General features: G+C 69.6%; 23 protein-coding genes. 11 read left to right on the top strand and 12 right to left on the bottom strand.

The features are described from left to right. Positions 1 to 10: 10 nt before the first annotated feature. From pgeF to lgt, 3 genes are read right to left on the bottom strand one after another with little or no spacing between them, the layout of a single operon-like run. Positions 11 to 781, bottom strand: coding sequence for a peptidoglycan editing factor PgeF (pgeF, locus tag ACK4JY_RS12220; protein ID WP_409606078.1), 771 nt, complete (start codon positions 779 to 781; stop codon positions 11 to 13). Positions 782 to 783: 2 nt separating this feature from the next. Further along, positions 784 to 1,872, bottom strand: coding sequence for a class I SAM-dependent methyltransferase (locus ACK4JY_RS12225; protein ID WP_409606080.1), 1,089 nt, complete (start codon positions 1,870 to 1,872; stop codon positions 784 to 786). Further along, positions 1,872 to 2,747 (bottom strand): prolipoprotein diacylglyceryl transferase, encoded by an 876-nt coding sequence (gene lgt / locus ACK4JY_RS12230; RefSeq protein WP_409606082.1) that lies wholly within the window; start codon positions 2,745 to 2,747, stop codon positions 1,872 to 1,874. Before lgt ends, ACK4JY_RS12225 begins: the two co-directional genes overlap by 1 nt. 188 nt (positions 2,748 to 2,935) lie before the next feature. Between lgt and ACK4JY_RS12235 the strand changes: the two genes are divergently transcribed. The 3 genes from ACK4JY_RS12235 to ACK4JY_RS12245 all read left to right on the top strand — a co-directional run bounded on the left by ACK4JY_RS12235 (position 2,936) and on the right by ACK4JY_RS12245 (position 4,590). Then, positions 2,936 to 3,211, top strand: coding sequence for an accessory factor UbiK family protein (locus tag ACK4JY_RS12235; RefSeq protein WP_409606084.1), 276 nt, complete (start codon positions 2,936 to 2,938; stop codon positions 3,209 to 3,211). 64 nt (positions 3,212 to 3,275) lie between these two features. Beyond that, positions 3,276 to 3,779 carry a YbjN domain-containing protein gene (locus tag ACK4JY_RS12240; RefSeq protein ID WP_409606086.1) on the top strand — a complete coding sequence of 168 codons (504 nt, stop codon included), beginning with the start codon at positions 3,276 to 3,278 and terminating at the stop codon, positions 3,777 to 3,779. A 4-nt stretch (positions 3,780 to 3,783) separates the two neighbouring features. Further along, the gene (locus ACK4JY_RS12245; RefSeq protein WP_409606088.1) at positions 3,784 to 4,590 is read left to right on the top strand and encodes a pyrroline-5-carboxylate reductase family protein; all 807 of its coding nucleotides are present in this window, start codon (positions 3,784 to 3,786) and stop codon (positions 4,588 to 4,590) included. Here ACK4JY_RS12245 and ACK4JY_RS12250 read toward each other — a convergent pair. The 3 genes from ACK4JY_RS12250 to ACK4JY_RS12260 all read right to left on the bottom strand — a co-directional run bounded on the left by ACK4JY_RS12250 (position 4,580) and on the right by ACK4JY_RS12260 (position 7,232). Next, complete coding sequence (locus ACK4JY_RS12250; protein WP_409606090.1) at positions 4,580 to 5,074, bottom strand: hypothetical protein; 495 nt, start codon at positions 5,072 to 5,074, stop codon at positions 4,580 to 4,582. The genes ACK4JY_RS12245 and ACK4JY_RS12250 overlap by 11 nt on opposite strands. A 75-nt stretch (positions 5,075 to 5,149) precedes the next feature. Next, positions 5,150 to 6,493 (bottom strand): ATP-binding protein, encoded by a 1,344-nt coding sequence (locus tag ACK4JY_RS12255; protein WP_409606092.1) that lies wholly within the window; start codon positions 6,491 to 6,493, stop codon positions 5,150 to 5,152. Between the two features lie 7 nt (positions 6,494 to 6,500). Next, positions 6,501 to 7,232, bottom strand: a complete 732-nt coding sequence (locus ACK4JY_RS12260; RefSeq protein WP_409606094.1) for a response regulator — start codon at positions 7,230 to 7,232, stop codon at positions 6,501 to 6,503. An 88-nt stretch (positions 7,233 to 7,320) separates the two neighbouring features. On the opposite strand from ACK4JY_RS12260, the gene ACK4JY_RS12265 reads away from it, so the two are divergent. The 7 genes from ACK4JY_RS12265 (at position 7,321) to ACK4JY_RS12295 (ending at position 15,928) form a co-directional block, all read left to right on the top strand. Then, complete coding sequence (locus tag ACK4JY_RS12265) at positions 7,321 to 8,199, top strand: branched-chain amino acid aminotransferase (RefSeq protein ID WP_409606096.1); 879 nt, start codon at positions 7,321 to 7,323, stop codon at positions 8,197 to 8,199. An 18-nt stretch (positions 8,200 to 8,217) separates the two neighbouring features. Beyond that, positions 8,218 to 9,339, top strand: a complete 1,122-nt coding sequence (locus tag ACK4JY_RS12270) for an 8-amino-7-oxononanoate synthase (RefSeq protein ID WP_409606097.1) — start codon at positions 8,218 to 8,220, stop codon at positions 9,337 to 9,339. Between the two features lie 2 nt (positions 9,340 to 9,341). Beyond that, the gene (gene bioD, locus ACK4JY_RS12275) at positions 9,342 to 9,965 is read left to right on the top strand and encodes a dethiobiotin synthase (RefSeq protein WP_409606099.1); all 624 of its coding nucleotides are present in this window, start codon (positions 9,342 to 9,344) and stop codon (positions 9,963 to 9,965) included. Further along, positions 9,962 to 11,230, top strand: a complete 1,269-nt coding sequence (locus ACK4JY_RS12280; RefSeq protein ID WP_409606101.1) for an adenosylmethionine--8-amino-7-oxononanoate transaminase — start codon at positions 9,962 to 9,964, stop codon at positions 11,228 to 11,230. The genes bioD and ACK4JY_RS12280 overlap by 4 nt, the downstream gene beginning before the upstream one ends. A gap of 86 nt (positions 11,231 to 11,316) precedes the next feature. After that, complete coding sequence (locus tag ACK4JY_RS12285; protein WP_409606103.1) at positions 11,317 to 12,582, top strand: NupC/NupG family nucleoside CNT transporter; 1,266 nt, start codon at positions 11,317 to 11,319, stop codon at positions 12,580 to 12,582. A 16-nt stretch (positions 12,583 to 12,598) separates the two neighbouring features. Further along, on the top strand, positions 12,599 to 13,219 hold the full coding sequence (locus ACK4JY_RS12290) for a glutathione S-transferase family protein (protein WP_409606105.1): 621 nt from the start codon (positions 12,599 to 12,601) through the stop codon (positions 13,217 to 13,219). Positions 13,220 to 13,489: 270 nt separating this feature from the next. After that, entirely contained in the window at positions 13,490 to 15,928 is a 2,439-nt protein-coding gene (locus ACK4JY_RS12295; protein WP_409606107.1) for a DUF305 domain-containing protein, read from the top strand. An 85-nt stretch (positions 15,929 to 16,013) separates the two neighbouring features. Here the strand turns inward: ACK4JY_RS12295 and ACK4JY_RS12300 are convergent, their stop codons facing one another. From ACK4JY_RS12300 to ACK4JY_RS12325, 6 genes are all read right to left on the bottom strand, one after another. After that, on the bottom strand, positions 16,014 to 16,724 hold the full coding sequence (locus ACK4JY_RS12300; RefSeq protein ID WP_409606109.1) for a hypothetical protein: 711 nt from the start codon (positions 16,722 to 16,724) through the stop codon (positions 16,014 to 16,016). 8 nt (positions 16,725 to 16,732) lie between these two features. Beyond that, positions 16,733 to 17,584 (bottom strand): universal stress protein, encoded by an 852-nt coding sequence (locus ACK4JY_RS12305; RefSeq protein WP_409606111.1) that lies wholly within the window; start codon positions 17,582 to 17,584, stop codon positions 16,733 to 16,735. Between the two features lie 9 nt (positions 17,585 to 17,593). Further along, the gene (locus ACK4JY_RS12310; protein WP_409606113.1) at positions 17,594 to 19,075 is read right to left on the bottom strand and encodes a SulP family inorganic anion transporter; all 1,482 of its coding nucleotides are present in this window, start codon (positions 19,073 to 19,075) and stop codon (positions 17,594 to 17,596) included. 228 nt (positions 19,076 to 19,303) lie between these two features. Further along, entirely contained in the window at positions 19,304 to 19,939 is a 636-nt protein-coding gene (locus tag ACK4JY_RS12315; protein WP_409606115.1) for a methyltransferase domain-containing protein, read from the bottom strand. 4 nt (positions 19,940 to 19,943) lie between these two features. Beyond that, positions 19,944 to 21,563 carry an alpha-D-glucose phosphate-specific phosphoglucomutase gene (locus tag ACK4JY_RS12320; protein WP_409606117.1) on the bottom strand — a complete coding sequence of 540 codons (1,620 nt, stop codon included), beginning with the start codon at positions 21,561 to 21,563 and terminating at the stop codon, positions 19,944 to 19,946. A gap of 104 nt (positions 21,564 to 21,667) precedes the next feature. Next, positions 21,668 to 22,279, bottom strand: a complete 612-nt coding sequence (locus tag ACK4JY_RS12325) for a TetR/AcrR family transcriptional regulator (protein WP_409606135.1) — start codon at positions 22,277 to 22,279, stop codon at positions 21,668 to 21,670. Between the two features lie 325 nt (positions 22,280 to 22,604). On the opposite strand from ACK4JY_RS12325, the gene ACK4JY_RS12330 reads away from it, so the two are divergent. Continuing rightward, positions 22,605 to 25,667 carry a TonB-dependent receptor domain-containing protein gene (locus ACK4JY_RS12330; RefSeq protein ID WP_409606119.1) on the top strand — a complete coding sequence of 1,021 codons (3,063 nt, stop codon included), beginning with the start codon at positions 22,605 to 22,607 and terminating at the stop codon, positions 25,665 to 25,667. The last annotated feature ends 376 nt before the right edge of the window (positions 25,668 to 26,043 follow it).

A 26,043-nucleotide genomic window follows, 5' to 3' on the forward strand; every position in this document is an offset into this window, starting at 1 on the left:
CCGCCCCTGATCAGCCGACGCTGATCGCGCTCATCAGCCGGCCGAAGTCCGGCTCTCCGCTCAGATACGCCCGGCGGTTCGAATAGAAGCGCGTCGCGTCGGTGCGCGTGTCGTCGCCGGTCCAGGCGGCGTCGCCGACGCCGGCCTGCTCCAGCCGCCACAGGATATAGCCGGGCAGGTCGAACAGCCGTTTGTCGGCGGTCGCGCCCGGGGCGAAGAAGCGGCCGCTGCCGGCGTTGTGGTGGTCGAAGCGGTCGTGGAAGGCGGCGTCGACCTCGTAGGAGGCCTGGGCGATGCACGGGCCGACGACGGCGACGATGCGGTCGGGGCGGGCCCCGAGCGCCTGCATGGCCGCCACGGTCGAATGGACGATGCCCCCCAGGGCGCCCTTCCAGCCGGCATGAGCGGCGCCGACGACGCCGGCTTCGGCGTCGGCCAGCAGCACCGGGGCGCAGTCGGCGGTCAGGACGGCGCAGATCACGCCGGGCGCGGCCGAGACGACGGCGTCGCCCTCGGGCCGCTCGCCCTTCCAGCCGGCCTCGGCGACGCGGGCGACGGCGGAATGGATCTGGTAGCAGGCGGCGATGTCGTCGGCGGCGCCGCCCAGATGGGCCGCGACGCGGCGGCGGTTCTCGGCCACGGCGGCGGGATCGTCGTTCGAGCCGACGCCGGTGTTGAGGCCTTCATAAAGGCCGGTGGAGGCGCCGCCCTCGCGCGTGAAGAAGCCGTGGCGGAGGCCGGCGCGGGCCAGCAGGGGGTGGGTGATGGGGACCAGCGACATGGTCAATCCTCGAAACCCGGTACAACCAGACTGCGCGGCGAAAAGATCGCGCAGACCTTGAACAGGCTTCCCATCTGGTCGTCGGCGGTCAGGCGGGCCAGCTGGCGGTCGATGACCGGGGCGGCGTCGGGGCGGCCGTCCCTGAGCCGGTCGGCCCTGGCCTCGATGCCGAGCAGGCCGAGGAACTCGCCCTGACCCAGGGTTCCGGTGACATCGGCGCCGGCGTGGACGGCGGCCTCCAGCACGGTCGGGAAGTCGGCCCATTGCGTCAGGTCGGCCTCGCCCGGCGTGGCCAGCGGATCGACCTTCTGGTGCCGGCGCAGGGCCTGCAGGGTGTCGCCGGCCTCGGGCCGGGCGCGGCCGTAGTCGATCAGCAGGGCGGCCCCGGAGGCGGCCTTGATCAGGGCCGCGACCTCGCGTCCGAACACGGCCTGCTGCTCGGACATCTCCACCGTCTGGCCGGGCTCGACCTCGAACGCGGGGCGTTTGAAGCCGCCGGTGATCGTCTTCAGGCCGAAGGTCAGGGCGCCGTCTTCGGTGACGCCGACGCAGCGTTCGGCCCAGCCGTCTTCCGTCTTCACGAACTGGCGGGCGGGGAGGCAGTCGAGCACCTCATTAGCGATCAGGATGACCGGGGCGTCGGTCTCGATACGGTCGAGGGCGGCGACCCAGCGCGGGTGCACGTCGCTGTCGGCCAGCATGCGGGCCTGGGCCTCGCGCAGGGGCGGGCTGGGCTCGATCAGGACCAGATCGACCGCCCGGAGGAACTCCGGGGCGAGGCGGGCGGCGCGCAGGGCGTCGGCCATCAATGTGCCGTCGCCGGGGCCGACCTCGACCAGCCGCACCCGCTCGGGCGCGCCCAGCCGTTCCCACAGCTCGACCGCCCACAGGCCGAGCAGCTCGCCGAACATCTGGCTGACCATCGGCGCGGTGATGAAGTCGCCGGTCGCGCCGATCGACGGCCGGGTGGCGTAGTAGCCGCCTTTCGGGTCGTGCAGGCAGCGGGTGACGTAGTCGGCGACCGTCATCGGCCCGGTCAGGGCGATCTCGCGCGCCAGACGGTCGCGCAGGTCGCTGGCCGGGGCGGCCATCAGGCCTCCGCGACCACCGGCGGCCGGCTCCAGGCGCGCCAGATCAGCCAGGTGCCGACGATCATCATCGGGATCGACAGCATCATGCCCATGGTGAGGCCCAGCGGCAGGTTCTCGAGGCCGACGTCGGGCTGGCGCACGGTCTCCAGCGAAGCGCGGACGAGGCCGTAGCCGAACAGGAACAGGCCGGTGACATAGCCGGGCTTGGCGAGCAGACGCCCCTTGAACACGGCCAGCCACAGGATGACCGCCAGGGCGATCCCCTCCAGCGCGGCTTCATAGAGCTGGCTGGGATGGCGCGGGACCAGGCCGGCGGGGCAGTAGCCGTACATCGTCTCGATGGTGCGGTTGCAGAACACCATGCCCCACGGGGCGTCGGTCGGACGGCCCCACAGCTCGCCGTTGATGAAGTTGGCGATGCGGCCGAAGAACAGGCCGATCGGCGCGACCGGGGCGATCAGATCGCCGAGGCTGAGCAGGCGGATCCTGTTCTTCCAGGCGTACCAGACGATCGCCAGCGACACGCCGATCAGGCCGCCGTGGAACGACATGCCGCCGTCCCACAGGCGGAACAGTCCGAGTCGCTCGCCCCAGTCGGCGCCGGTGAACAGATTGGCGTAGAGTTCGGGCTTGTAGAACAGGGCATAGCCGAAGCGGCCGCCGAGGATGATGCCGAGGGTGATCCACAGCACCAGATCATCGAGCTGGGGGGAGGAGACCGGCGGCTTGCCCGGCTGCCAGATCGAATTGTTGCGCGCTAGCCGGTTGGCGTACCACCAGCCGAGGACGATGCCCGCCACATAGGCGAGGGCGTACCAGCGGATGTCCAGCGGACCGATGCTGAACCATACGGGCTTGATGTCGAAAAAAGGCACGGGCGCTCCTGTGGGCAGGTCTGGCTGGCGGTTTAGCAAGCGGCGCCATCCGCGTCCCTGAAATTTCCGCAACGGCCGCGGGCGCGCGCCGCAATCGGGCCACAGGTCGCATCGACATCAAGGTTTCGTTTACCATATCAGGCAACCATCCCTTAACGACGCTCGCCTGTCCGAGTCGGAGATTTCCCATGCAGACGCGAAACCCTATTCTCGACGAGTTCGCCAAGCTCACCACCGGCGCCATGGGGCTGGCCCAGGCCGCCGGCGAGGAGGCGAAGACCGCCTTTCGCGCTCAGGCCGACCGCTTCACCGCCGAGATGGACCTGGTCCGCCGCGACGAGTTCGACGCGCTGAAGGCCGAGATCGCGGTCCTGCGGGCCGAGGTGGCGGCGCTGACGGCGGCGAAGAAGCCTCAAAAGGGAACGTCCACAGCGGCTTCTCCCGCACAGGACGCAGCCGGTTGAGCCGAATCTGCGAACCCGCCTACCGTTCCCGCAGAGGGCGTGAGTCGCGCCCGGAGACGCCTTGATGGACACTGCCCGGCCCGAAGAAGTTGAGGTTCCCTACGATCCGCTGGATGTCGTGGAACACGTCCTGGTGGCCGAGAATCTGCCGTTCGACCGCACTGACGAGGGCGACCTCGCCTTCGCCCTGGCGGGCGACTGGAAGGACTATGAGCTGTGGTTCGCCTGGCGTCCGGAGGGCGACTGCCTGCAGCTGTGCTGCGCCCTCGACCTGCAGGCCTCAAAGTCGCGCCGGGCCGCGGCCTATGAGCTGGTCGGCCTGATCAACCAGCGCACCTGGATGGGCCATTTCGAGGTCTGGGCCGAGGACGGCGAGATCGTCTTCCGCCACTCGCTGGCCCTGCCGATGGGCGAGCGGCCGACGCTTGGCCAGGCGGCGTCGATGATCGACGCGGCGGTCGAGGCGGCGGACCGCTACTACCCCGCCTTCGACTTCATGATCCGCGGCAACAAGAAGCCGCAGGAGGCGATCGACTCCTGCCTGTTCGAGACCGTCGGCACGGCGTGACGCCATGACAGACTTCTCTTCTTCCGGTCCCGTCGTCCTGCTCGGCTGCGGGCGGCTGGGTTCCGCCATTCTTGAGGGCTGGCTGGCGACAGGGACGGTCGCGCCGTCCGATCTGATCATTCTGAGCCGCTCGGAAGCGCCGGCCGCCGAGGCGGCCCGGGCGCTGGGCGCGCGGGTCAATCCGCCCTCGGATGCCCTGTCCGGGGCCCGGGCGCTCGTGCTGGCGGTCAAGCCGGCGAGCTGGCGCGAGGCCCTCGGGCCATTGGTCGCCGGCCTTCCGCAGGACACACCCATCGTCTCGGTCATGGCCGGGGTCGGCTCGGCCGACATCGCGGCCGTGGCGGAGCGGCCGGTCGTCCGGGTGATGCCGACCACGGCCGTGGCCCAGGCCCGCGGCGTCGCCGCCCTGTGGTCGTCGGATCCGGCCGCGCGCGAGACGGCGCGGGGACTGTTCGACCAGATCGCCGACGTGGTGGACCTGGACGAGGAGTCCGTGATGGACGTGGCCACCGGGGTGGCCGGTTCGGCCCCGGCCTTCATCTACGCCTTCGTCCAGGCGCTGGCCCGGGCGGGGGCAGCCCAGGGTCTGGCTCCGGACGCCGCCGCGCGGCTGGCGCGCGGGGCCCTGCGCTCGGCCGGGGCCGGGGCCGAGACCGGCGCCGCGCTGGAGGATCTGGTCACGCGCATCGCCTCGCCGGGCGGCACAACCCGCGCCGGACTGGACGCCATGGAGGCAGGCGACGACCTCGACGGCGCGGCCCGCGCCGCGGTCGAGGCCGCCGTTCAGCGCGCCCGGGCGATCAGCGGCTGACGTAGCGCCCTTCGCCCAGATGGCCGGCGAGCCGCCGGTAGGCCCGTTCGGCGTCCTGCCAGGTCCCGTAGCCGCGCACGTCGGCGAGATTGTGCGAGAACCAGTCGTATTTGACCGGCAGCACCTCGCCCTCCGCGGTGGTGATCACGCCCTCGATGGCGGCCCCGCCGATGGAGATGCTGCGGAAGGGGTCGAGGCCCGGCGTGGCGGCCGTCTGTTCGAACGTCGGCCGGTTCGGCTTGAGATCGGTCAGCACCAGTTCGATCCGCGCGCCGTCCAGACGGGCGCTGTCGGCGATACCCTGGCGGACGATCTCCGCGAGGCGGTCGGACTGTTGCCGGACGTCGCGTTCGCCCAGTTCCTCGACCTTGTCCTGAAGGTCTGGACCGAGGGTCACGGTGACCGAGGCCGGATCCGCCATGGCCGGGCCGGCGATGGCGAGAATGGCGCCGAGGGGCGCGAGGAAGGCGAGTTTGCGCATCATGGTTCTCCGGTTTCCCCGTCGCTGAAAAGATGCGCCTCGCCGCTCCGTTTCGCCAGTGGGCGGCGCCGTTTGTGATCAGCCGGGCAGGCGGATGGTGGCGCGCAGCCCGCCGAGGTCGCTGCGCCCCAAGGTGATGTCGCCGCCATGACTGCGGGCGACGTCGCGGGCGATGGCGAGGCCGAGGCCGACGCCCTTGCGGTTCTGGTTGCGCGACGCGTCGAGTCGCGAGAACGGCCGGAACGCCTCCTCGTGCATGTCGTCTGGAATGCCGGGGCCGTCGTCCTCGATGGTGATCTCCAGCCCGCCAGACGGCAGGGCGCGGGCGCCCAGCCGGACGTGGTCGCCGTGCGCGGCCGCATTGCCGGCGAGATTGGCCAGGGCGCGCTTGAGGGCGAGCGGGCGCAGGCTGGCGGTCAGGGTCTGCGGCGCCGTGACCTCGACCTCGGCGCCGACGCGGCGGGCGTTGTCGGCGGCGACCGCCAGCAGGTCGGCGACCGGAACGGTCTGCGCCGCCTCGCCAGCCTCGCCGCGGGCGAAGGCGAGGTATTCGTCGATCATGTGCTCCATCTCGTCGAGATCGCCCTGCATGGCGCTGGCGCGCTTGAACGGCGGGGCGAGGGCCAGTTCCAGCCGCAGGCGGGTCAGCGGCGTGCGCAGGTCGTGACTGACCGAGGCGAGCAGGGCGGTGCGCTGGTCGATATGGCGCTGGATCCGGTCGCGCATGTCCATGAAGGCCCGGGCGGCGGCGCGCACCTCCCTGGCCCCATGCGGCTTGAACCGTTCGCGCGACTCGCCGCGCCCGAAGGCCTCCGCCGCCTCGGCCAGGCGCTCAATGGCGCGGACCTGGTTGCGGATGAACAGGATGGCGACGCCCATCAGCAGGACGGTGGCGAGGAACAGCCACAGGACGAAGATGTGCGCCTGGGTGGCGACGGCCCGTTCGCGCGGGGCGATGACGCGCAGCACGCCGTCCGGCTGCTGGACCCGGATGTCTACATAGGCGGGGTAGCGGGTGGTCGAGAACCACACCGGTCGGTCGATCCGCGCCTGCAGCGCCTTCTCGAGCGTGCGGTCGACCACGCCGATCGGCCCGCGATCCTGCTCGGCCGGCAGGACGTCGTCCTCGCGCAGGTCGACCGACAGGGACATCGAGCGCTGGGCGCGATCGGCGATGATCGCCAGATTCCGCGGCGTCGGGTCGTCGGCATAGCTTTCCGAGGCCCAGGCGATGTCCCCGGCGAGGCCTTCGGACAGGCGGGCGGTCACCGTCTGCCAGTGCATGTCGAAGAAGGCCCAGGTGACGGCCACCTGCATCACCAGCACCGGCAGGACGATGATCAGCAGCGACCGGCCCCACAGCGAGGTCGGCAGGCGCCGCTTCAGCACCCGCGCCCAGACGTTTGCGGGGAGCCATCGCACCGGCGGCTCAGTCCGGGGCCAGCATATAGCCGACGCCGCGCACGGTCTGGAGGTAGCGCGGGTTCTTGGGGTCGGCCTCCAGCTTGCGGCGCAGGCGGGTGACCTGGACGTCGACGGCGCGGCCGGTGATGTCGGCGGTGTCGGGCGACAGGCTCATGCGCTCGACCGGGGCGTGGGCGTGGATGGCGAGGGTCTTGAGCAACTGGGCCTCGGCCTCTGTCAGGCGCTGCGGCTTGCCGTCCTTCGACAGCTCCAGCCGCTCCATGTCGAACACGGCGGGGCCGAGCTTGATCTCGCGCGGGGTCAGCGGCTTGCCGCCGGTGCGGCGCAGGATGGCGTCGACGCGCAGGGCCAGTTCGCGCGGGTCGAACGGCTTGGACATATAGTCGTCGGCGCCGCGCGACAGACCCTCGATGCGGTCGTCGGGATCGCCGCGCGCGGTCAGCAGCAGGACCGGCGTCTTCGAGGTCTCGGCCTTGGACCGCACCCAAGTGGTCAGGTCGAAGCCGCTCTCGCCGGGCATCATGACATCGAGGACGACGAGGTCGAACTCGATCAGCTCCATCATCCGTTTGGCCGCGGCGGCGTGGGCCGCGCCGGTGACGCGGTAGCCTTCGCGGGCGAGGAATTCCTTGAGCAATTCACGGATGCGGTCGTCGTCGTCGACGACCAGCAGGTGGCGGCCGGCGCCGGGACCGGCGATCGGGCCGGAGCGGCCATTGGAACGCACGTCGCTCATGCGGAGGCGACCTTGCGGGCTGTGGAGGCGTTGACCTCGACGGTCCGGGGGGCTCTAACCCGGGGATAGACGCGGGAGACGTTATTCAATGGCCTTCGTTCCTTTCGACGATCGTGACGGCTGGATCTGGTTTGACGGCGATTTCGTGCCCTGGCGGGACGCGAAAACGCACGTTCTGACCCATGCCCTTCACTACGGCTCGTCGGTCTTCGAGGGTGAGCGTATGTATGGCGGCGAAATCTTCAAGCTGACCCCGCATAGCGAACGCCTGAAGCGTTCTGCAAACCTGCTGGATTTCGACCTTCCGTACAGCGTGGCCGAGATCGATGCGGCCTGCAAGGCGACGTGCGAGAAGATGGGCCTCGAGGACTGCTATGTCCGGCCGGTGGCCTTCCTCGGCGCCGAACAGGTCAGCGTCACCGCGAAGAACAGCAAGCCGCATGTGGCCATCGCGGCCTGGGAGTGGCCGAGCTATTTCGACGCCGAGGCCAAGGCGAAGGGCATCCGGATGGAATGGGCCAAATGGCGCCGGCCCGATCCGGCCACGGCCCCTTCGGCGGCCAAGGCGGCCGGCCTGTACATGATCTGCACCATGTCGAAGACGGCGGCCGAGAAGCGCGGCTTCGCCGACGCCATGATGCTGGACTGGCGCGGCTATGTCGCCGAGGCCACCGGAGCCAATGTCTTCTTCGTCCAGGACGGCGTGCTGCACACGCCGCCGGTCGACGCGATTCTGGACGGCATCACCCGGCAGACGATCATCGAGATGGCCGCCGCCAAGGGGATCGAGGTCGTGGTGCGCCACATCCGTCCGGAAGAGCTGGCCAATTTCAGCGAATGCTTCGTCACCGGCACCGCCGCCGAGGTGACGCCGGTGAGCGAGATCGGCGAATACCGCTTCACCCCGGGCGCCCTGAGCCTCGGCCTGATGGAAGATTACGGCCGGCTGGTGCGGCGGCAGGGCTGACGGACCGTCCCTCCCTCCATGTTCGACGCTCACCGTAGCCATCTGCGCGACCTGGAGGCAGCGGGGCGTTTGCGCGCGCTTCGGCCCCGCTCCGGGATCGATTTCGCCTCCAATGACTACCTCGGCCTGGCAGGGTCCGCGGCCCTGTCGGAGGCCGTAGCGGCGGCGCTGGAGCGTGGCGTGCCGGTCGGCTCCGGCGGCTCGCGCCTTCTGCGGGGAAATCACCCCGAGCACGAGTCGCTTGAGGCCGAGGCGGCCGCGCTGTTCGGGAGTTCGGCCGCCCTGTATTTCAGCAGCGGCTATGCGGCGAATTCGACCATGCTGGCGACCCTGCCGCAGACCGGCGACCTCGTCGTCCATGACGCGCTGATCCACGCCAGCGCCCACGAGGGACTTCGCCTGGGGCGGGCCGAGAGCCGGGCCTTCCCCCACAACGATATCGCCGCCCTCGAAGCGGCGGTGGCCGACTGGCGGTCGCGCGGCGGCCGGGGTCGGGTATGGATCGCGGTCGAGAGCCTCTACAGCATGGATGGAGACCGCGCGCCCCTTACGGCACTGGCCGCCGTCGCCGATCGACTGGAGGCCATGCTTCTGATCGATGAGGCCCATGCGGTCGGGGTTCTCGGACCGGGCGGCCTTGGTCTGGCGGCGGGCCTGGATGGGCGGGAAAATGTGATCGTGCTGCGCACCTGCGGCAAGGCGTTGGGTTGCGAGGGCGCCCTGGTCTGTGGCGACCGGACGGTGATCGACTTCCTCGTCAACCGGGGTCGCGGTTTCATTTTTTCGACCGCCCCCTCGCCACTGATGGCGTCCGCTGTGCGCGCCGGCTTGAGACTGATGGCTGACGACGGCCTGCGGACACGGCTGGGTGATCTGGTCGCGCGGGCGGGAACGGCCTTCGAAAGGCGCCTGGGGCGACCGGCGACCGGCTCGCAGATCCTGCCCCTGGTCCTCGGCGACGACCATGCCGCCATGCGCGCGGCGGCCGCCCTGCAGGCCGCCGGCTTCGATGTTCGCGGCATCCGCCCCCCGACCGTGCCTGTGGGGACAGCCAGGCTGCGGATTTCGGTGACGTTGAACGTCGTCGCCGCCGAGATCGACGCCCTGATCGACGCCCTCGAACCCCTGCTGGAGATCTGAAGATGCGGCCTCTGGTGGTGGCGGGTGTCGGCACGGACGTCGGCAAGACGGTATTCGCCGCGGCGCTAACCGCGGCGCTCGACGGCGCCTACTGGAAGCCGGTCCAGTCCGGGCTGGAGGGCGGGACCGACTCCACGCGGGTCGCCGCCCTGGGCGGGCTGACTCCCGACCGCGTCCTGCCCGAGGCCTGGCGGCTGCGGACCCCGGCCTCGCCTCATCACGCCGCGGCTCTGGAGGGGGTCGAGATCGACGCCGCCGCCTTGGTTCCGCCGCCGTGCGCGCGCCGGCTGGTGATCGAGGGGGCAGGCGGGGTGCTGACGCCCCTCAACGACCGGGTGCTCTATGCCGACGTCTTCGCCCGATGGGCCCTGCCGGTGATCGTCTGCGCCCCCACCGGGCTGGGGACCATCAACCACACCTTGCTGACGCTCGAAGCCCTGCGCGCCCGATCGGTCCCCGTGCTGGGCGTCGCCTTCATCGGCGAGGCCATGCCTTCAAGCGAGGCGGCGATCGTCAGCTTCGGGCGCGTACGGCGTCTGGGCCGGTTGGCCTGGCTGTCGCCTCTGGATCGCGCCTCCCTGACGGCCGCCTTCGCCGCCGGCTTTGAGATGGAGCCTTTCCTGTGAGCGGATCGCCGGTCTGGCACCCCTTCACCCAGCACGGTCTGGACGAGCCCATCCCGCAGGTGGTCCGGACCGAGGGTGCGGCGCTTCATACCGCCGACGGACGACGGGTGATCGACGCCATCTCCAGCTGGTGGGTCATCACCCATGGTCACAGCCATCCGCGACTGCAGGCGGCGATCCGCCGGGCCAGCGAATCCTTCGACCAGATCATCTTCGCGGGATGGACCCATGAGCCGGCGGAGACCCTTGCCCGGGGGCTGGTGGACATCACGCCCGAGCCCTTGCGCCACGTCTTCTACTCCGACAGCGGCTCCACCGCGGTCGAGGTGGCCCTGAAGATGGCGCTGGGCTTCTGGGCCAACACGGGTCGGCCCCGCCACCGTATCGTGGTGATGCAGCACAGCTACCATGGCGACACGATCGGCACGATGTCCGTTGGCGAGCGGGGGGTGTTCAACCAGGCCTATACGCCCCTGTTGTTCGACGTGGCGACCCTGCCGTTCCCCGCCGCGGGCGCGGAACAGGCCTGCGTCGACGCCCTGGAAGCCCTGTGCGTGGAGGAGCCTCGTCCGGCGGCCCTCATCCTTGAACCCCTGATCCTCGGCGCGGGGGGGATGCGGATCTGGTCGGCCGCCACGCTGAAGGCGCTCGCGGAAGTCTGCGCCCGGCATGAGATCCTGCTGATCGCCGATGAGGTCATGACCGGCTGGGGGCGGACGGGAAGCCTGTTGGCCTGCGAACAGGCCGGCGTCACGCCTGACATATTGTGTCTTTCGAAGGGGCTGACCGGAGGGGCGCTGCCTCTTGCGGTGACCCTTGCGACGGCGCCGATCTTCGAGGCGCACCGATCGACCGACCGGGCGCGGATGTTCTTCCACTCTTCGAGCTATACGGCGAACCCGATCGCCTGTGCTGTGGCGGCGGAAAATCTGGCGATCTGGCGCGAGGAGCCAGTGCTTGAGCGGGTCGCCGCCCTCGGGGCCGCCCAGGCGTCCCAAATCAACCGGCTGGCGGGACATCCAGCCCTGTCGGGCGCCCGTCAGCTGGGGACCATCGCCGCGGTCGATTTCAATGCCGCCCGTGACGGCTATCTGTCGGGTATGGCGCCGTGGCTGTCCGCCTTCTTCCGATCCCGCGACCTGCTGGTCCGGCCCCTGGGCGACACCGTCTATGTGATGCCGCCCTATTGCATCGAACAGACCGATCTCGCCCGGGTGTGGGACGCCGTTGCCGAGGCCGCCGACGTCGTGCAACGGCGCGGTTGACGCGAAGGGGCTTGCAGCCCGACGGCGGGTCGCGTTCAAGCGCTGCAGGATTCCGGCGCGGCCGGGTGTGAGAAGGTCCGGACCCGATGTTCAGCCTGCTGAATCTTCAGAGCCTGCTCGGGCTCGTCGTCATCGTCGGCGCCTGCTGGGCCCTGTCGGAGAACCGGCGCGCCTTTCCGTGGAAGCTGACGATCGGCGCCATTGCGGTCCAGGCGGCGCTGGTGCTGGCGCTGTTCGCCATTCCGGGCTCGCAGAATGTGCTGGCGGCCATCACCGGGGCGGTCGACGGGCTGAACCTGGCGACCCAGCAGGGGACGCAGTTCGTGTTCGGCTATCTGGCCGGGGGCGACCAGCCCTATGCGGTGACCAATGGCGGGGCCCTGTTCACCTTCGCCTTCCAGGTGCTGCCGCTGATTCTGGTGATCTCGGCCCTGTCGTCCCTGCTGTGGCACTGGCGAATCCTGAAGTGGATCACCCACGGCTTCGGCTTCCTGTTCCAGCGGACCATGGGGCTGGGCGGGGCCTCGGCGCTGGCGGTGGCCGCGAACATCTTTCTCGGCATGATCGAGAGCCCCATCGTGATCCGCGCCTATCTGGACAAGCTGACCCGGTCCGAGCTGTTCCTGATGATGGTGGTCGGGCTGGCGACGGTGGCCGGATCGACCATGGTCGCCTACGCCGCCATCCTCGGGCCGACGCTGCCGAACGCGGCGGGCCATGTGCTGGTCGCCTCGATCATCTCGGCGCCGGCGGGCATATTGCTGGCGCGGATCATGTTGCCGGAAACGCCGGGGCAGGGCGGGGCCCACGCCGAATACGATTCCGCCCTGAAGTACGACAGCGCCGTCGACGCCATCGTCAAGGGCACGTCTGACGGCCTGATGGTGGTGCTCAACATCTCGGCCATCCTGATCGTGTTCGTGGCCTTGGTGGCGCTGGTCAATCTGATGATCGCCTCTGTGTTCGGTTCGGGGATCAGCGTCGAATGGCTGCTGAGCTGGGTGTTCGCGCCGCTGGCCTGGCTGACGGGCGTGGCCTGGGCCGACGCGCGAGAGGCCGGGCTGCTGTTGGGGACCAAACTGACCCAGACCGAGTTCCGCGCCTTCATCGAACTGGGCCAGGTTCCGGCCGGGGCGATCAGCGAGCGGACGCGGATGCTGATGACCTACGCCCTGTGCGGCTTCGCCAACATCGGTTCGGTCGGCATCACCGTGACGGGCCTGAGCGTGCTGATGCCCGAGCGCCGCGAGGAGGTGCTTGGGATGGTCTGGAAAGCCCTGTTCGCCGGCTTCCTCGCCACCCTGATGGCGGCGGCGGTTGTCGGGGCGATGCCCGCCTCCATATTCGGCTGAAGCGAGAGGCTGACCGATGAAGCTGTACACCTCCCACCGGGCTCCGAACCCGCGCCGCGTCCGTTGGGTCATGGCCGAGAAGGGCATCGAGGACGTCGATCTGGTCGAGATCGACATCATGGTCGGCGAGCACAAGACCCCCGACTATCGCGCCCGCGTCGGCGTGCCGCATGTCCCGGCCCTGGAGCTGGACGACGGCGTGACGATTTCGGAATCGATCGCCATCGGCCGTTATCTGGAGTCGCTGCACCCCGAGCCCAATCTGTTCGGCCACGACGCCCGCGAACAGGCCTTGGTCGAGATGTGGATGCGTCGGTGCGAGTTCTACCTGGCCAATCCGATCATGCTCAGCGTGCGCCATTCGCATCCGGCGCTGGCGGCGCTGGAGGCGACCCAGCTGCCGCAGGTGGCCGAGTACAACCTGGTCGCGGCCGAGCGCTTCATGAAGACGCTGGACCGGCATCTGGCGGACCGGGAATTCATGGCTCTGGACCGGTTCACCATCGCCGATATCGTGGCGGTGGTCGGGCTCGATTTCGCTCGGCTGGTCCGCTACCGGCCGCCGGAGGAGCTGACGAACCTGGCCCGCTGGCTGGAGGCCTGCCGGGCGCGTCCGGGAGCCAAGGCCGGCGCCTAGGACGGGCCGTCCGCCGGGGGTTGAGAGGGCTGGAGCGGCCGGCGAGGCGCCCGATGACTTGCCGAGGGCGACGTTACGCCATAACGCTGGACGCCTCGAAGGGGGAGGTGTGTTGAATCAGTGCTCCGGCGTCGGAAGATATCGCGTCTCGATGGCGACGTGTCCTCTGCGCGGCCTGGCCGTTCGACCGGGCTCCTGCCCTGAAGTCCAACCCCGATAACTGTCATCGACCGTCGCCTTCGCGAACGGTCGCCGCCGGAGGATAGACCTGTGCTGACCAAACCCGCCTCGTTCCGTCACATGCTCGGCGGCGCCGCCGCCGCCGGCGTCCTGCTCTTCGCCCTCGGGGCCGCCGCCCAGGACGCGCCGATCGTCCAGCCCGGCGCGCCCGGCCAGGCGACCCGCGCCCTGAACGCCGCTGAAGCCGCCCGCATCTCCGACAACCGCTATTCGGCCGACGACGTCGCCTTCATGCAGGGGATGATCCTGCACCACGCCCAGGCCGTGCAGATGGCCGCCCTCGTCGCCGACCGCACCAACACCCAGGCGGTGGTCGACATCGCCGGCCGCATTGACGCCTCGCAGGCGGACGAGATCCAGTTCATGCGGGGCTGGCTGCGCGAGCGCGGCGAGACGGCGCCGGATCCGGCCGCGCCGGCCGCGATGGACCACAGCGCCCACGGCGCGCATCAGATGGCCGGGCACGGCGGCCACGGCGACATGCCGGGGATGGCCACGCCGGCGCAGATGGAGGCCCTGGCCGCGGCGCGCGGCGAGGTCTTCGACCAGCAGTTCCTGCAGCTGATGATCGCTCACCACGAAGGAGCGGTGACCATGGTCGCCGACCTGTTCCGGCGGCCCGGCTCGGCCTATGACCCGGTGCTGTTCCGCTTCGCCAATGACGTGACCAACGAGCAGCAGGCCGAGATCAATCGCATGGCCGCCCTGCTGCGCGAACGGGCGCAGGACCCGCGCGCCACGCTGAAGGGCGATTTCCGCGACGCCGAACAGGCCGCCGACAATATGACCCTGCTGGCCAGCCTGCCGAAGCCGGCCGGCTTCTTCGACCCGCAGAATCCGGCGGGCCTGCCGCCGAAGGTGGAGGCCCCGGCCGCGGCCGACGGCGCCCCGGCCCGGACCGGCGGGCGTTCGCCGTTCCTGAGCTTCTCGAACACCGACATGGCCTTCTCGGGCGACCTGCTGGCGGTCGGCAACTATCACGGCTTCAACCTGTACCGGCTCGGCCAGGGCGACGAGCCCCAGCTGGTCAGCTCGGTCGTCTGCCCCGGCGGTCAGGGCGACGTCTCGATCGTCGGCAACCTGCTGCTGATGTCGGTCGAGTCGAACAACGGCCGCGTCGACTGCGGCCGTCAGGGCGTGCCGGACGAGCCGACCGCCGAACGTTTCCGCGGCCTGCGCATCTTCGACATCACCGACCAGGCCCGCCCGGTCCAGGTCGGCCAGGTCCAGACCTGCCGCGGCTCGCACACCCATTCGGTGGTCGCCGAGGATGATCGGCGCCTTATCGTCTACAACTCGGGCACCGCCAATATCCGTGACGAGGAAGAGCTGGCCGGCTGCGTCGTCGGAGGCCCCGGTGACGCGCAGACGGCCCTGTTCCGCGTCGACGTCATCGAGATCCCGCTGGCCGATCCGTCGCAGTCGCGGATCATCGACAGTCCGGCGGTGTTCGCCGACGCGACGACCGGCGAGATCGCCGGCCTGTGGCGCGGCGGCGATCACGGCGAGGGCACCCAGACCACCGGGCGCACCGACCACTGCCACGACATCACCCTGTTCCCGACCAAGAACATCGCCGGCGGGGCCTGCTCCGGCAACGGCATCCTTTTCGACATCTCCAACCCGCGCGCGCCGAGCCGGCTCGATGCGGTGACCGACACCGGCTTCGCCTACTGGCACTCGGCGACGTTCAACAACGACGGCACCAAGGTGGTCTTCACCGACGAATGGGGCGGCGGCGGCCGGCCGCGCTGCCGGGTGCAGGACCCCCGCACATGGGGCGCCAACGCCATCTACGACATCGTCGACGGCGAGCTGGTGTTCCGCAGCTATTACAAACTGCCGGCGCCGCAGACCGACAAGGAGAACTGCGTCGCCCACAACGGCTCGCTGGTCCCGGTCCCCGGGCGCGATCTGTTCGTCCAGGCCTGGTACCAGGGCGGCATCTCGATCAGCGACTTCACCGACTCGGCCAACCCGCACGAGATCGCCTATTTCGATCGCGGGCCGGTCAATGAAGAGCACGGCAGCATGGGCGGGTACTGGTCCGTCTACTGGTACAACGGCCGCATCTACGGCTCGGAGATCGCCCGCGGTCTGGACGTGCTGGCGCTGCAGCCCAGCGAGCACCTGAGCGAGAACGAGATCGCCGCGGCGATGATGGCCGACCAGGGCGGCACGGTGAACCCGCAGCAGCAGTTCCCGGTCACCTGGCCCGCCCACCCGGTGGTGGCGCGCGCCTATCTGGACCAACTGGCCCGCGCCGACGCCATGCCGGCCGAGATGCGGACCCGCATCGCCGGGATTCTCGACCAGGCCACGGTTCCGGTGGAAAGCGGAGCCAAGGACGCCGGCGTCGCCGGCCGGCTGCGTGCCCTCGCCGACGCGGTCGAGGTCTCGGGTTCGGCCAGCCGCAGCCTCGCGGGTCTGAAGGAGACGCTGAGCGGGATCGCCGCCCGGATCAGCTAAGGTCGGCTTCCGTCCCCGCGCTCCCATGGGCGCGGGGACGGGCTGGCGGCTTATGGATCGAGGCCCCGGACCGGGGCCGCGCCGGCTAGCCGCGGGCGCGGTAGATGGTGCAGCGCGAGGTCTCGCCCGACAGGGGGTTGGGGAATTCGACCTCGACCGCGTCGGTTTCGGCGAAGACAGCGGCCAGTCGCGCCGTGAAGCGCGCATCGGGGCGATCGTCGGACCACAGGGCGAAGACTCCCTCCGGCCGCAGGGCGTCGCGCAGGCGGCCAAGCGCGGCCTCGCCGTAGAAGTCGGCGTGCGACGGCGCCAGCCAGCGGTCGGGCGCGTGGTCGATATCGAGCAGGATCGTGTCCCACTGGCGGTCCGGCGCCGCCATCAGGGCGAAGAAGTCGACACGGCGGAAGGCGCAGCGCGGATCGGCGCTGAGGGCGGCGCCCAGCGGCGTCAGCCCCGCGCGATGCCAGTCGATGACCGGCTCCAGATATTCGGCGACCTCGACGCGGGCGACGCGCGGGTCGTCGAGGGCGGCGCGGGCCGTGTAGCCGAGCCCGAGACCGCCCACCAGCACGTCCAGTCCGTCCCCCGTGGCCCAGGCGAGGCCCAGCTCCGCGAGGCGGATTTCGCCGACGGTGAACAGGCTGGACATCAGGTGTTCGTCGCCCAGCATCACCTCATGGACGTCGGCGTCGATCGCCGAGACCCAGCGGCGACGCAACGACACCGGCCCGATCGGCGTCGGCCGGTAGTCGATTTCCTCGACGAGTCTCCGGGCGGGGCGGTCAGGGTCGGCCATGGCCCATCTCACTCGCGGAACAGCAGGACGGGGAGGTTGGCGATGCGGATCATCGCCGTGGTGGTGCTGCCGATGATGAAGCGCCGGATCGGCGAATGGCCCCAGGCGCCCATGACCAGCAGGTCGATGTCCTGCTCGCGGGCATAGGTCTCGATGACCGCCTCGGGCTCGCCGGGGCGTTCGACGACCTGGTGCGCGCCGCCCCATTCCGCCAGCCGCGTGCGCGCCCAGGCCAGGTGGGGGTCGTCGGCCTTCGGCTTGCCGGCGTGCACCAGATGGCATTCGTACGATGTGAAGGCCGGGTCCGAGAGCAGGAAGTCGACCGCCTTGCGCGAGCTGGGCCCTCCGTCGAAGGCGATCAGCAGCTTGCGGATCGGGCGGAATTCGCGCGAGGCGACGAGGACCGGCAGGTGGCTGGCGCGGATCACCTGTTCGACCGAGCCGCCGAGGTGCAACTTGGCGAAGTCGGCGTGCTCGCCGCGCTTGCCCAGCACCACCAGACGGGCGTCGGCCTCGAACTCGTGCACCGTGTCGACGAGGCCGCCGTGGCGCAGCAGGGTGGCGACCCCTGCGACGCCCTGGGCGCGCACGCGCTTTTCGGCTTCCTCGAGGATCGCCCGGCCACGTTCGAGCCGCAGCCGGGCGCGGTCCTCATCCAGCCTGGCTAGGTCCGCGAGCAGATGTTCGGAGGCGCCCAGGCCGATGCTGCCCGACATATCGGTCGGCACGGCGTCCGGCGCGCGGTCCAGCACGTGCAGCAGCTGGACCTCCGTCTTCAGCTGCGTGGCCGCCCAGGCGGCGTGATCGCAGACGCTGGCGCCGTAGAGGGAGGCGTCGATACAGGCGAGTACCTTGGTCATGGGGTTTCCTCAGTGCGCGAGCAGGCGTTCTAATGCGCCCGGTTTGTCGTGGGTGCCGAAGCGGTCGACCATGGTGGCGCTGGCTTCGTTGAGGCCGGTGACCTCGACCTCGGCGCCTTCGCGGCGGAATTTCAGAATGGCCTTGTCCAGCGCGGCGATGGCCGAGACGTCCCAGAAATGGGCCCGGCTGACGTCGATGCGGACGTGGTCCAGCGCCTCCTTGAAGTCGAAGGCGCCGACGAAGGCGTCGGCCGAGGCGAAGAAGATCTGGCCCAGCACGACGTATTCGCGCGTGGTCCCGTCCTCGGACAGGGTCGAGCGGACGGCGACGACCCGGGCCACCTTCTGGGCGAAGAAGATGCCGGACAGCAGCACGCCGGTGAACACGCCCTTGGCCAGGTCATGTGTCGCCACGGTCACCACCACGGTCGCCAGCATAACGAAGCTGGAGCTCTTGGGATGCTGTACCAGGCTCTTGATCGAGCCCCAGTTGAAGGTGCCGATCGCGACCATGATCATCACGGCGACCAGGGCGGGCATCGGGATTTGGGCCACCCACGGTCCGAGCACCAGGATCATGAACAGCAGGAATACGCCGGCGAGCAGGGTCGACAGCCGGCCGCGGCCGCCGGATTTCACATTGATCACCGACTGGCCGATCATGGCGCAACCGGCCATGCCGCCGAAGAAGCCGGCGACGATGTTGGACAGGCCCTGACCCTTGCACTCGCGGTTCTTGTCGCTGGGGGTGTCGGTCAGGTCGTCGACGATGGTGGCAGTCATCAGCGACTCCAGCAGTCCGACCATCATCAGCGTCACCGAATAGGGGAGGATGATCATCAGGGTGTCGAGGTTCAGCGGGATGTCGGGGATCAGGAACATCGGCAGGGTGGCGGGCAGCTGGCCCATGTCGCCGACGGTGCGGACCTCCAGGCCCATGAAGATCGACAGGGCGGTCAGCACCACGATCGCCACCAGCGGCGACGGGATCGCCCGGGTGACGCGCGGCAGCAGGTAGATGATGGCCAGGCCGGCGGCGACCATGGCGTAGGTCGGCCAGGCGACGCCGGTGAGCTCGGGCAACTGGGCCATGAAGATCAGGATGGCGAGGGCGTTGACGAAGCCGGTGACGACCGATTTCGACACGAACCGCATCAGCGAACCCAGCTTGATATAGCCGGCGATGATCTGGAGGATGCCGGTCAGCACCGTCGCCGCCAGCAGATACTGCAGCCCGTGCTCGCGCACCAGGGTGACCATCAACAGCGCCATGGCGCCCGTCGCGGCCGAGATCATGCCGGGCCGTCCGCCGGCGAAGGCGATGACCACGCAGATGGCGAAGGAGGCGTACAGGCCGACGGCGGGATCGACGCCGGCGATGATCGAGAAGGCGATGGCCTCCGGGATCAGGGCGAGGGCCACGACGATCCCGGCGAGCGCGTCGCCCTTGATGTTTCCAAACCAGGTCTGGCGAATTCCGGCCAGGGTCATGCGTAACTCTCCCACGGCGCCAGTGGCGTCGCGCCTCCGCTGTCGCGGGGCCTTTAGCGATTTAAATCTGTGTTGCGTGCAGCGGTGCGCCGGAAGCGTTTAGACACCGCGGTTAGACCAGCCCTCAAGAGCCGGCAGCACACGCCCGGCCCCCATAACCGCCGCGCGTTGTGTCCGCAAGGGCGGAATGGGCCGTAATCCGCGACCGGCCGGGCCGCGCTCACGAAATCAGGCCGTGAAAACCGCCATCTGGGTAGGCGCGCCGCAGGTGGGGTGCTCCCAGCCTATGGCTTCGAACTCGACCCGATAGCCGGAGCGTGCGGCGAGGCCCGTGGCCCAGCGCTGGAACCGCTCCCGCCCCCATTCGAATCGGTGGTCCCAGTGTCGGCGCCGCCCGCGCGGCACGCCGAGCCAGGCGTTGGCCTCGGCGTTCGGCGTGGTGATCAGCACCTGACGTGGACGCCAGGCGCGGAAGACGGCGATCTCCAGCTTCGACAGTTCCTCGGGATCGATATGTTCGATCACCTCGAGCAGCACGATACAGTCCAGCGGGCCCAGCTTCAGCCGACCGTCCATCACCGACCCCTGCACCGTCTCGACCTCGATCCCGTCGTGGGCTTCGAACCGCGCCCTGATCGCCTGCAGCGTGGCGGCGTCGAGGTCGACCGCCACCGCGGCGGCGACGGCGGTGGGCCCGGGCAGGCGATCCAGCAGGGCTCCGCGGCCGCAGCCGAGGTCGGCGATGCGCCGGGCGCCGCTTTGCTTCAGACGGGCCAGCACCGCTTCGAGGCGCGCCTCGTGCAGCGAGGTCGGGGCGGCCGGGGTCTGCGCCGGACCGGGGGCGTCGAAGCGGTCCGGGGTCATGGCCTCAGCTGACCGAGGTGGGCGCGGTCTGGCCGGTGAACCGCTCGAGATCGATCAGCCGGATGGCCGCCCCGGCCAGCGGCGCCAGAATGTCCGACGGGGCCGCGTCCAGTTCGCCGCCGGGCGGCTCGAACCGTTCGATATAGACGCGCAGGGCGGCGCCCGACGAGCCGGTGCCCGACAGCCGGTAGGTGATGCGGGCGTCCGGGCCGAGCTCCAGTCTCAGTCCGGCGTCGGCCAGACGGTCGCCCGAGACGGGATCGACATAGTCCAGGACTTCGAACCTCTCGACCGACGGCTCCACCTTTTGCAGGGCGGCGACGTCGCTGGCCGCGAGGGCCGCCATCATCGCATCGGCCGCCGCCGTCTCCAGCCCCTCGACGTCCAGCCGTTGGTAATAGTCGCGCCCGTAGGCGCCCCAGTGGTCGCGCAGCAGATCGCCCGCCGAGCCGCCGCGCGCGGCGAGGATGTTCAGCCAGCACAGCACCGCCCACAGGCCGTCCTTTTCGCGCACGTGATCGGAGCCGGTGCCGAAACTCTCCTCGCCGCACAGCTGGATGCGTCCGGCCTCCAGCAGGGTGGAGAACCATTTCCAGCCGGTCGGGGTCTCGTACAGCGGCGAGCCGGAGGCGGCTAGGACGCGGTCCAGCGCCCGGCTGGTCGGCATGGATCGCGCCGCGCCGATCGGCATCCGGTCGGCGAAGCCCGGCAGGCGTCCGGCGTTGGCCGCGATGAGGGCGAGGCTGTCGCCGGGCGACACCACCATGCCCGGGGCGAGGATCATATTGCGGTCGCCGTCCCCATCGGAGGCGGCGGCGAGGTCGAACGGGTCAGGGCCCCACATCGGCGCGGCAAGGGCCTGCAGATGGTCGAGGTGGGGATCGGGCGGTTCGCCGCCGAAATCCGGCAGGGGCGTGGCCCGCAGGACCGTGCCCTCCGGCGCGCCCAGCCGTCGCTCGAACAGTTCGACCGCATAGGGGCCGGTGACGGCGTTCATGGCGTCGAAGGCGAAGCGGAAGCCGCCGCGGAACAGGTCCCGGATCGCGGCGAAATCGAACAGCGTCTCCAGCAGGTCGACATAGTCGCCGACCGGGTCGACGATTTCCACCGAGCCGGCGCCGAGGGGCTGAACGCCGGGGCGTGACAGATCGAGCGGCGGGCCGTCGATCAGCCGGTACTCTTCGAGCGATGTGGCGATCTCATGGATCCGGTCGCCCATCGCCTGGGGGGCGGGGCCGCCGGTGCGGGTGTTGTATTTGACGCCGAAATCGCCGTCGGGACCGCCGGCGTTGTGGCTGGCCGACAGGATGATGCCGCCCCAGGCGTCGAGACGCCGGATCGCCGCCGATACAGCCGGAGTCGAGAAGATCGCGTCCTGGCCGACGACCACCCGGGCGTAGCCGTTGGCCAGGGCGATGCGCGCCGTGATCTCCGCCGCTTCGGCGCTGAAATAACGCCCGTCGCCGCCGATCACGAGGGTCGCGCCCTGCGGCGGCGGGTCGGCGAGGAAGATGGCCTGAACGAAGCTCTCGAGATAGTGCGGCGTCTGGAACACCGCCGTGCGCTTGCGCAGGCCCGAGGTGCCGGGCTTCTGGTCGTCAAACGGGGTGATCGTACGGATCATGGGCGGCATCGATGGTCCTCTTTCGCGGCGCGACAGCATAGCGCCTGACCGGCGGGGATGATCCAGCCAGGGTGACGGAGATCGCCGACGCCCTCCGGGCCGTGTCAGCGGTCGTCAAGGGCGAGGAAGCCGGCGGCCATGAACCGCGCCATCCGCTTACGCACCGCCGGGAAGTCGTCCGAATGGCACAGGCCGCCGGACACGGTGTCGATGCGCCCGGTGCGCGCCAGGGTGTTCATCAGGGCGCCGGTGACGAAATGGTAGCCCCAGAAGATATCCTCGGCGGAGTGGTCGGGGAGGGCGCGCTTGAGGATATCGACCAGCTTCAGCACCACCGGATCGAAATAGGTGTCCATTAGCTGCGCCCCCTCGGGCGTGTTGCTGACGCGGGCGCAGAAGGCGGCGTAGTTCATCCAGGCCTCGCCGCCCTCATAGTAGAGGTCGAGGTCGGTATCGAGGAAGGCGTGCAGGGCCCCCTCCACCGTGGGATTGTCGCCGGCCTCGCGCTCGTACTCTTCCAGGGCCACCATCCGCCGTCCGCTGGTGGTGCCGGCGCGACGCGCGAACACGGCCTCGAACAGGTTGGTCTTGTCCTTGAAATAGTAGTGCAGCAGCGTCGTGTGGATGCCCACGCGCACGGCGACGTCGCGCAGGGTGACGCCGTGGAAGCCGTTTCTCGAGAACAGGTACTCGGCCGCGTCGAGGATCAGTTCCAGACTCTGGGCGCGCTGCTCGGCCTTGGTGCGCGGCCGGCCCTTGCCGGCGGGAGCCTTGGCGGCTGAGGTCTTTCCAGTCTTCGCGCCCTCAGGGCCTCCGGTGGAAACCTTCGCCTTCGCACTGCCCACCTACGCGTCTCCTGATCGTCACGAACGCCCGGTCCGTAGCCCGGTTGCCTCCCCGTTTCTAGGGTCTGCGCGCGGTCGTGGGCCCTTCCGTCCACCCCGACCGGCCAGGAAATCGTGGTTGACGGTCCGGGCAGACTGCATAACACTCATTCATGCGAGAATGAGTATTATAACTCACCGCGGGGAGGATACCATCATGAAGGTCACGCTTAACGGCGTCTCCGCCCTGGCGATCCTGATCGGATCCGCAGGCGCTTTTCCGGCTCTGGCGCAGGAGGCGGCGCCCCCTGATCCGACCGCCGCACAGAGTCGGGACGAGGCGGCCCAGGTCGCGGACATCATCGTCACCGGCTCGAACATCCGCGGCACGCCCGTCGACGCGGCCTTGCCGGTCGAGGTCTACACCCGCGAGGACATGGAGGCGCAGGGATCGCCGACCGCCCTGGAGTTCGCCAAGAACCTGACGGTCTCCGGGCCGACGACCGGCGAATCCTACTATTTCGGCGGGCCGACGCTGATCGGCTCGGTGAACTTCAATCTCCGCGGCATCGGGTCGGACAAGACCCTGGTCCTGCTGAACGGCCGGCGGATGAACATCAACACTGCCAATGTGCCGTTCATCGCCCTGGCGCGGACCGAGATCCTGAAGGACGGGGCGGCGGTGATCTACGGCGCGGACGCGACCGGCGGGGTGGTCAACTTCATCACCCGCCCGCGCTTCACCGGTCTCGAGGCCCAGGCCCAGTACAAATACATCGACGGCTCCGACGGCGACTATTCGCTCGGCCTGCTGGGCGGGATCGGCGAGGACCGGGTCAATTTCATGTGGTCGGTCGAGTACGAGCATCGCTCCCGTCTCGGCGCCCTGGAACGCGACTTCACCTATGACGCGATCAATGTCGGGCCGGGGTATAATCCGGCGCCGTGGTCGACCCTGACCAATCTGGCCGGCTGGGTGCCGCGGGGCGCCCTGCCGGCGACGCCGAGCGCTACCGATGTCGGCGAATGGGGGCCGGCGCTGGGGCTGGTGTCGGACTTCACCCCGGAGAGCTGCGCCGCCGTCGGCGGCCGCTACGACAACGCCTTCACCTGCGCCTACAACTATATCAACTACTACCGGCTGGTGGAGAACCAGGACACCTGGCGGCTGTACGCCCAGCTCAACGCCGAGATCACGCCCGACATGAATTTCCATGCCGAGGCCTCCTACGCCGACGTCACCGTGCCACAGGTCATGGCCTCGCCGGCGCAGCCGCTGGTCAACGGCCCGGCGCTGGCGACGGGCGCCCTGTACCAGCTCTATGTGCCGACCACGAACCCCTATGCCGCCGACTTCGCGGCGCGCAACGGCATTGTCGGCGCGTCCGGCTTCACGCCGGTGACCTATCGTCTGATGGGCCACGGCGGGAACCCGTTCTACGCCGACGGCGACGGCTTCGGCGTGCCCGACCGGATCGAGAACCAGGTGTTCCGGACCTCGGCGGGACTGAACGGCCGGTTCGGCGACTGGGCCGGATCGGCGGCGGACGTCGGCTTCGACTTCGCCGTCACCTACAACTACGCCCGCAACTACAACACCCATCCGGACACCATCGGCTACCGGCTGCAGGAGGCCCTGAACGGCTTCGGCGGCCCGGGCTGCAGCGTGCCCGATCTCGATCCGGCGCGGTTCGGCACCCAGAACTCGGCGCTCGCCGGGGTGGGGGACTGCCACTGGTGGAACCCGTTCGCCAGCGCCTTCGCCGAACAGCCGATGCTCGGCCTCGACAATCCGGGCCATATCGCCGGCCAGGAGAATCTGGAGGAGGTCGCCGACTGGCTGTTCGACCCGCGCGCCACGGAGGTGCGGTCGCATGACGTGACCGTCGATCTGGTCTTCGACGGGATGCTGCCGGTCCAGCTGCCCGGCGGGGCGGTGGGATGGGCGCTCGGCGGCCAGTGGCGGTCTTTCGAGACGCGGGAGACGGTCGACAGCCCGATCTTCAACGGCTCGATCGCCTGCGAATGGCCGTCGAACTACACCAGCGCCAACGGTCCGGGTTCGCCCAATCTGTCGCCGACGCCGCTGCCGACGACCGATCCCAATTTCCGCGGCTGCACGCCCAACGCCCCGGGGCCGTTCGTGCTGTTCGCGCCCAATCCGCCCGACTCCGCGGACCGCGAGCAATACTCCTTCTTCGGCGAGCTCCAGGCGCCGATCCTGGACAATGTCGATCTGCAGATGGCGGTGCGCCGCGAGGAATTCTCCGGCGGACTGGGCGCGACCGTCTACAAGGTCGCGGGCCGGTGGAACGTCTGGGGCCCCCTCTCGCTGCGCGGCTCCTACGGCACCAACTATCAGTCACCGCCGGTCGGGGTGCTGCCGGGTCAGATAACCATCGCGGCGCGGACCTATACGGTCGCCGCCGGCAACTGGCTGGCGGCCCAGTTCGTCACCGACGACAACCTCGAGCCGGAGACGGCCAAAACCTCCAACCTCGGCCTGATCTGGGAAAGCCGCGGGCTGCGCGACGACCACGATTTCCGTTTCATCCTCGACTATTTCGATATCGAGACGGAGAACCAGATCGGCCAGATCGCCGATCCGAACCAGATCGCCAGCCTGGTGTTCAACGGCGCCGGCGGCACGATCACCACCTGCGATCCGGCGGTCCAGCCGCTGCTGAACCGGGTCACCTTCAACAGCGGCTGCACCGTCGGCATGAGCGGCGTCGGCAGCTTTTCGATGGTGACGACCCTGTTCGGCAACGGCCCCGGCCAGAGCACCAACGGCTTCGATCTGCAGACCAGCTATACAATGCCGGTGGCCAGCGGCCTGTTCTCGGCCAGCCTGACGGCCACCCGGATCACCGAGCTGACGACCGGACCGACCCAGCTGGACGGGGTGACGGTGTCCGCCGGCGACGACCGGCTGGGCTATCTGAACTTCGCCACCTTCGCCACCTCGGCCCCGGAATGGCGGGCCAATCTGGGCCTGAACTACGGCCTGGGCGGCCAGAATTTCCGTTTCGGCGTCAATTACGTCTCGGCCGTCGAGGATGAACGCCCGGGGATCCAGTACGGCGAGGAGGGGGAGGACTGGATCACCGCCGACTTCACCTACCGGCTGGAGCTGGGCGAGGACCTCGCCTTCACCGCCACGGTCGCCAACCTCTTCGATCGCGACCCGCCTCCGGCGCAGGAGGAGTTCGGATACGATCCCTGGACCGCCAATCCGCTCGGACGGACGTTCGAGGTCGGGGTGAAGAAGGCCTTCTGACGAGGACGGCGGGGGCGGGCCGACGCGCGCCCCCGGGACCGTCGGATTCGCGGGCGCGCGCCCTGACCGGGCCGCGGGGCCGTACGTCGAATGGACGGCAAACATTTTCGAAGGGCCGCTGGCGGAGGGTGTCGCCAAATGGTCCCATGGGTCAAAGGTTGCAACGCCGTCCGATGCTCTTACTCCCGCTTGCACCCACCCACGCGCGGAAAGGACAAGGTGGAGGTCAGCGGCTGACTCTCAGGCGACCTTCGGAGCGTCCGCTTTCAGCGATCACGGCGGCCTGCGCCATTCGCCGGGTTCGGCGCTCGTCGCGGTTAGCTCCGGCCCGCAGGCCGCAATCGGCCCAGCCTGGACGGTGCGCTCCGGCTCGGCC

The organism is Brevundimonas sp. (genome assembly GCF_046295595.1).
Lineage (GTDB): Bacteria > Pseudomonadota > Alphaproteobacteria > Caulobacterales > Caulobacteraceae > Brevundimonas.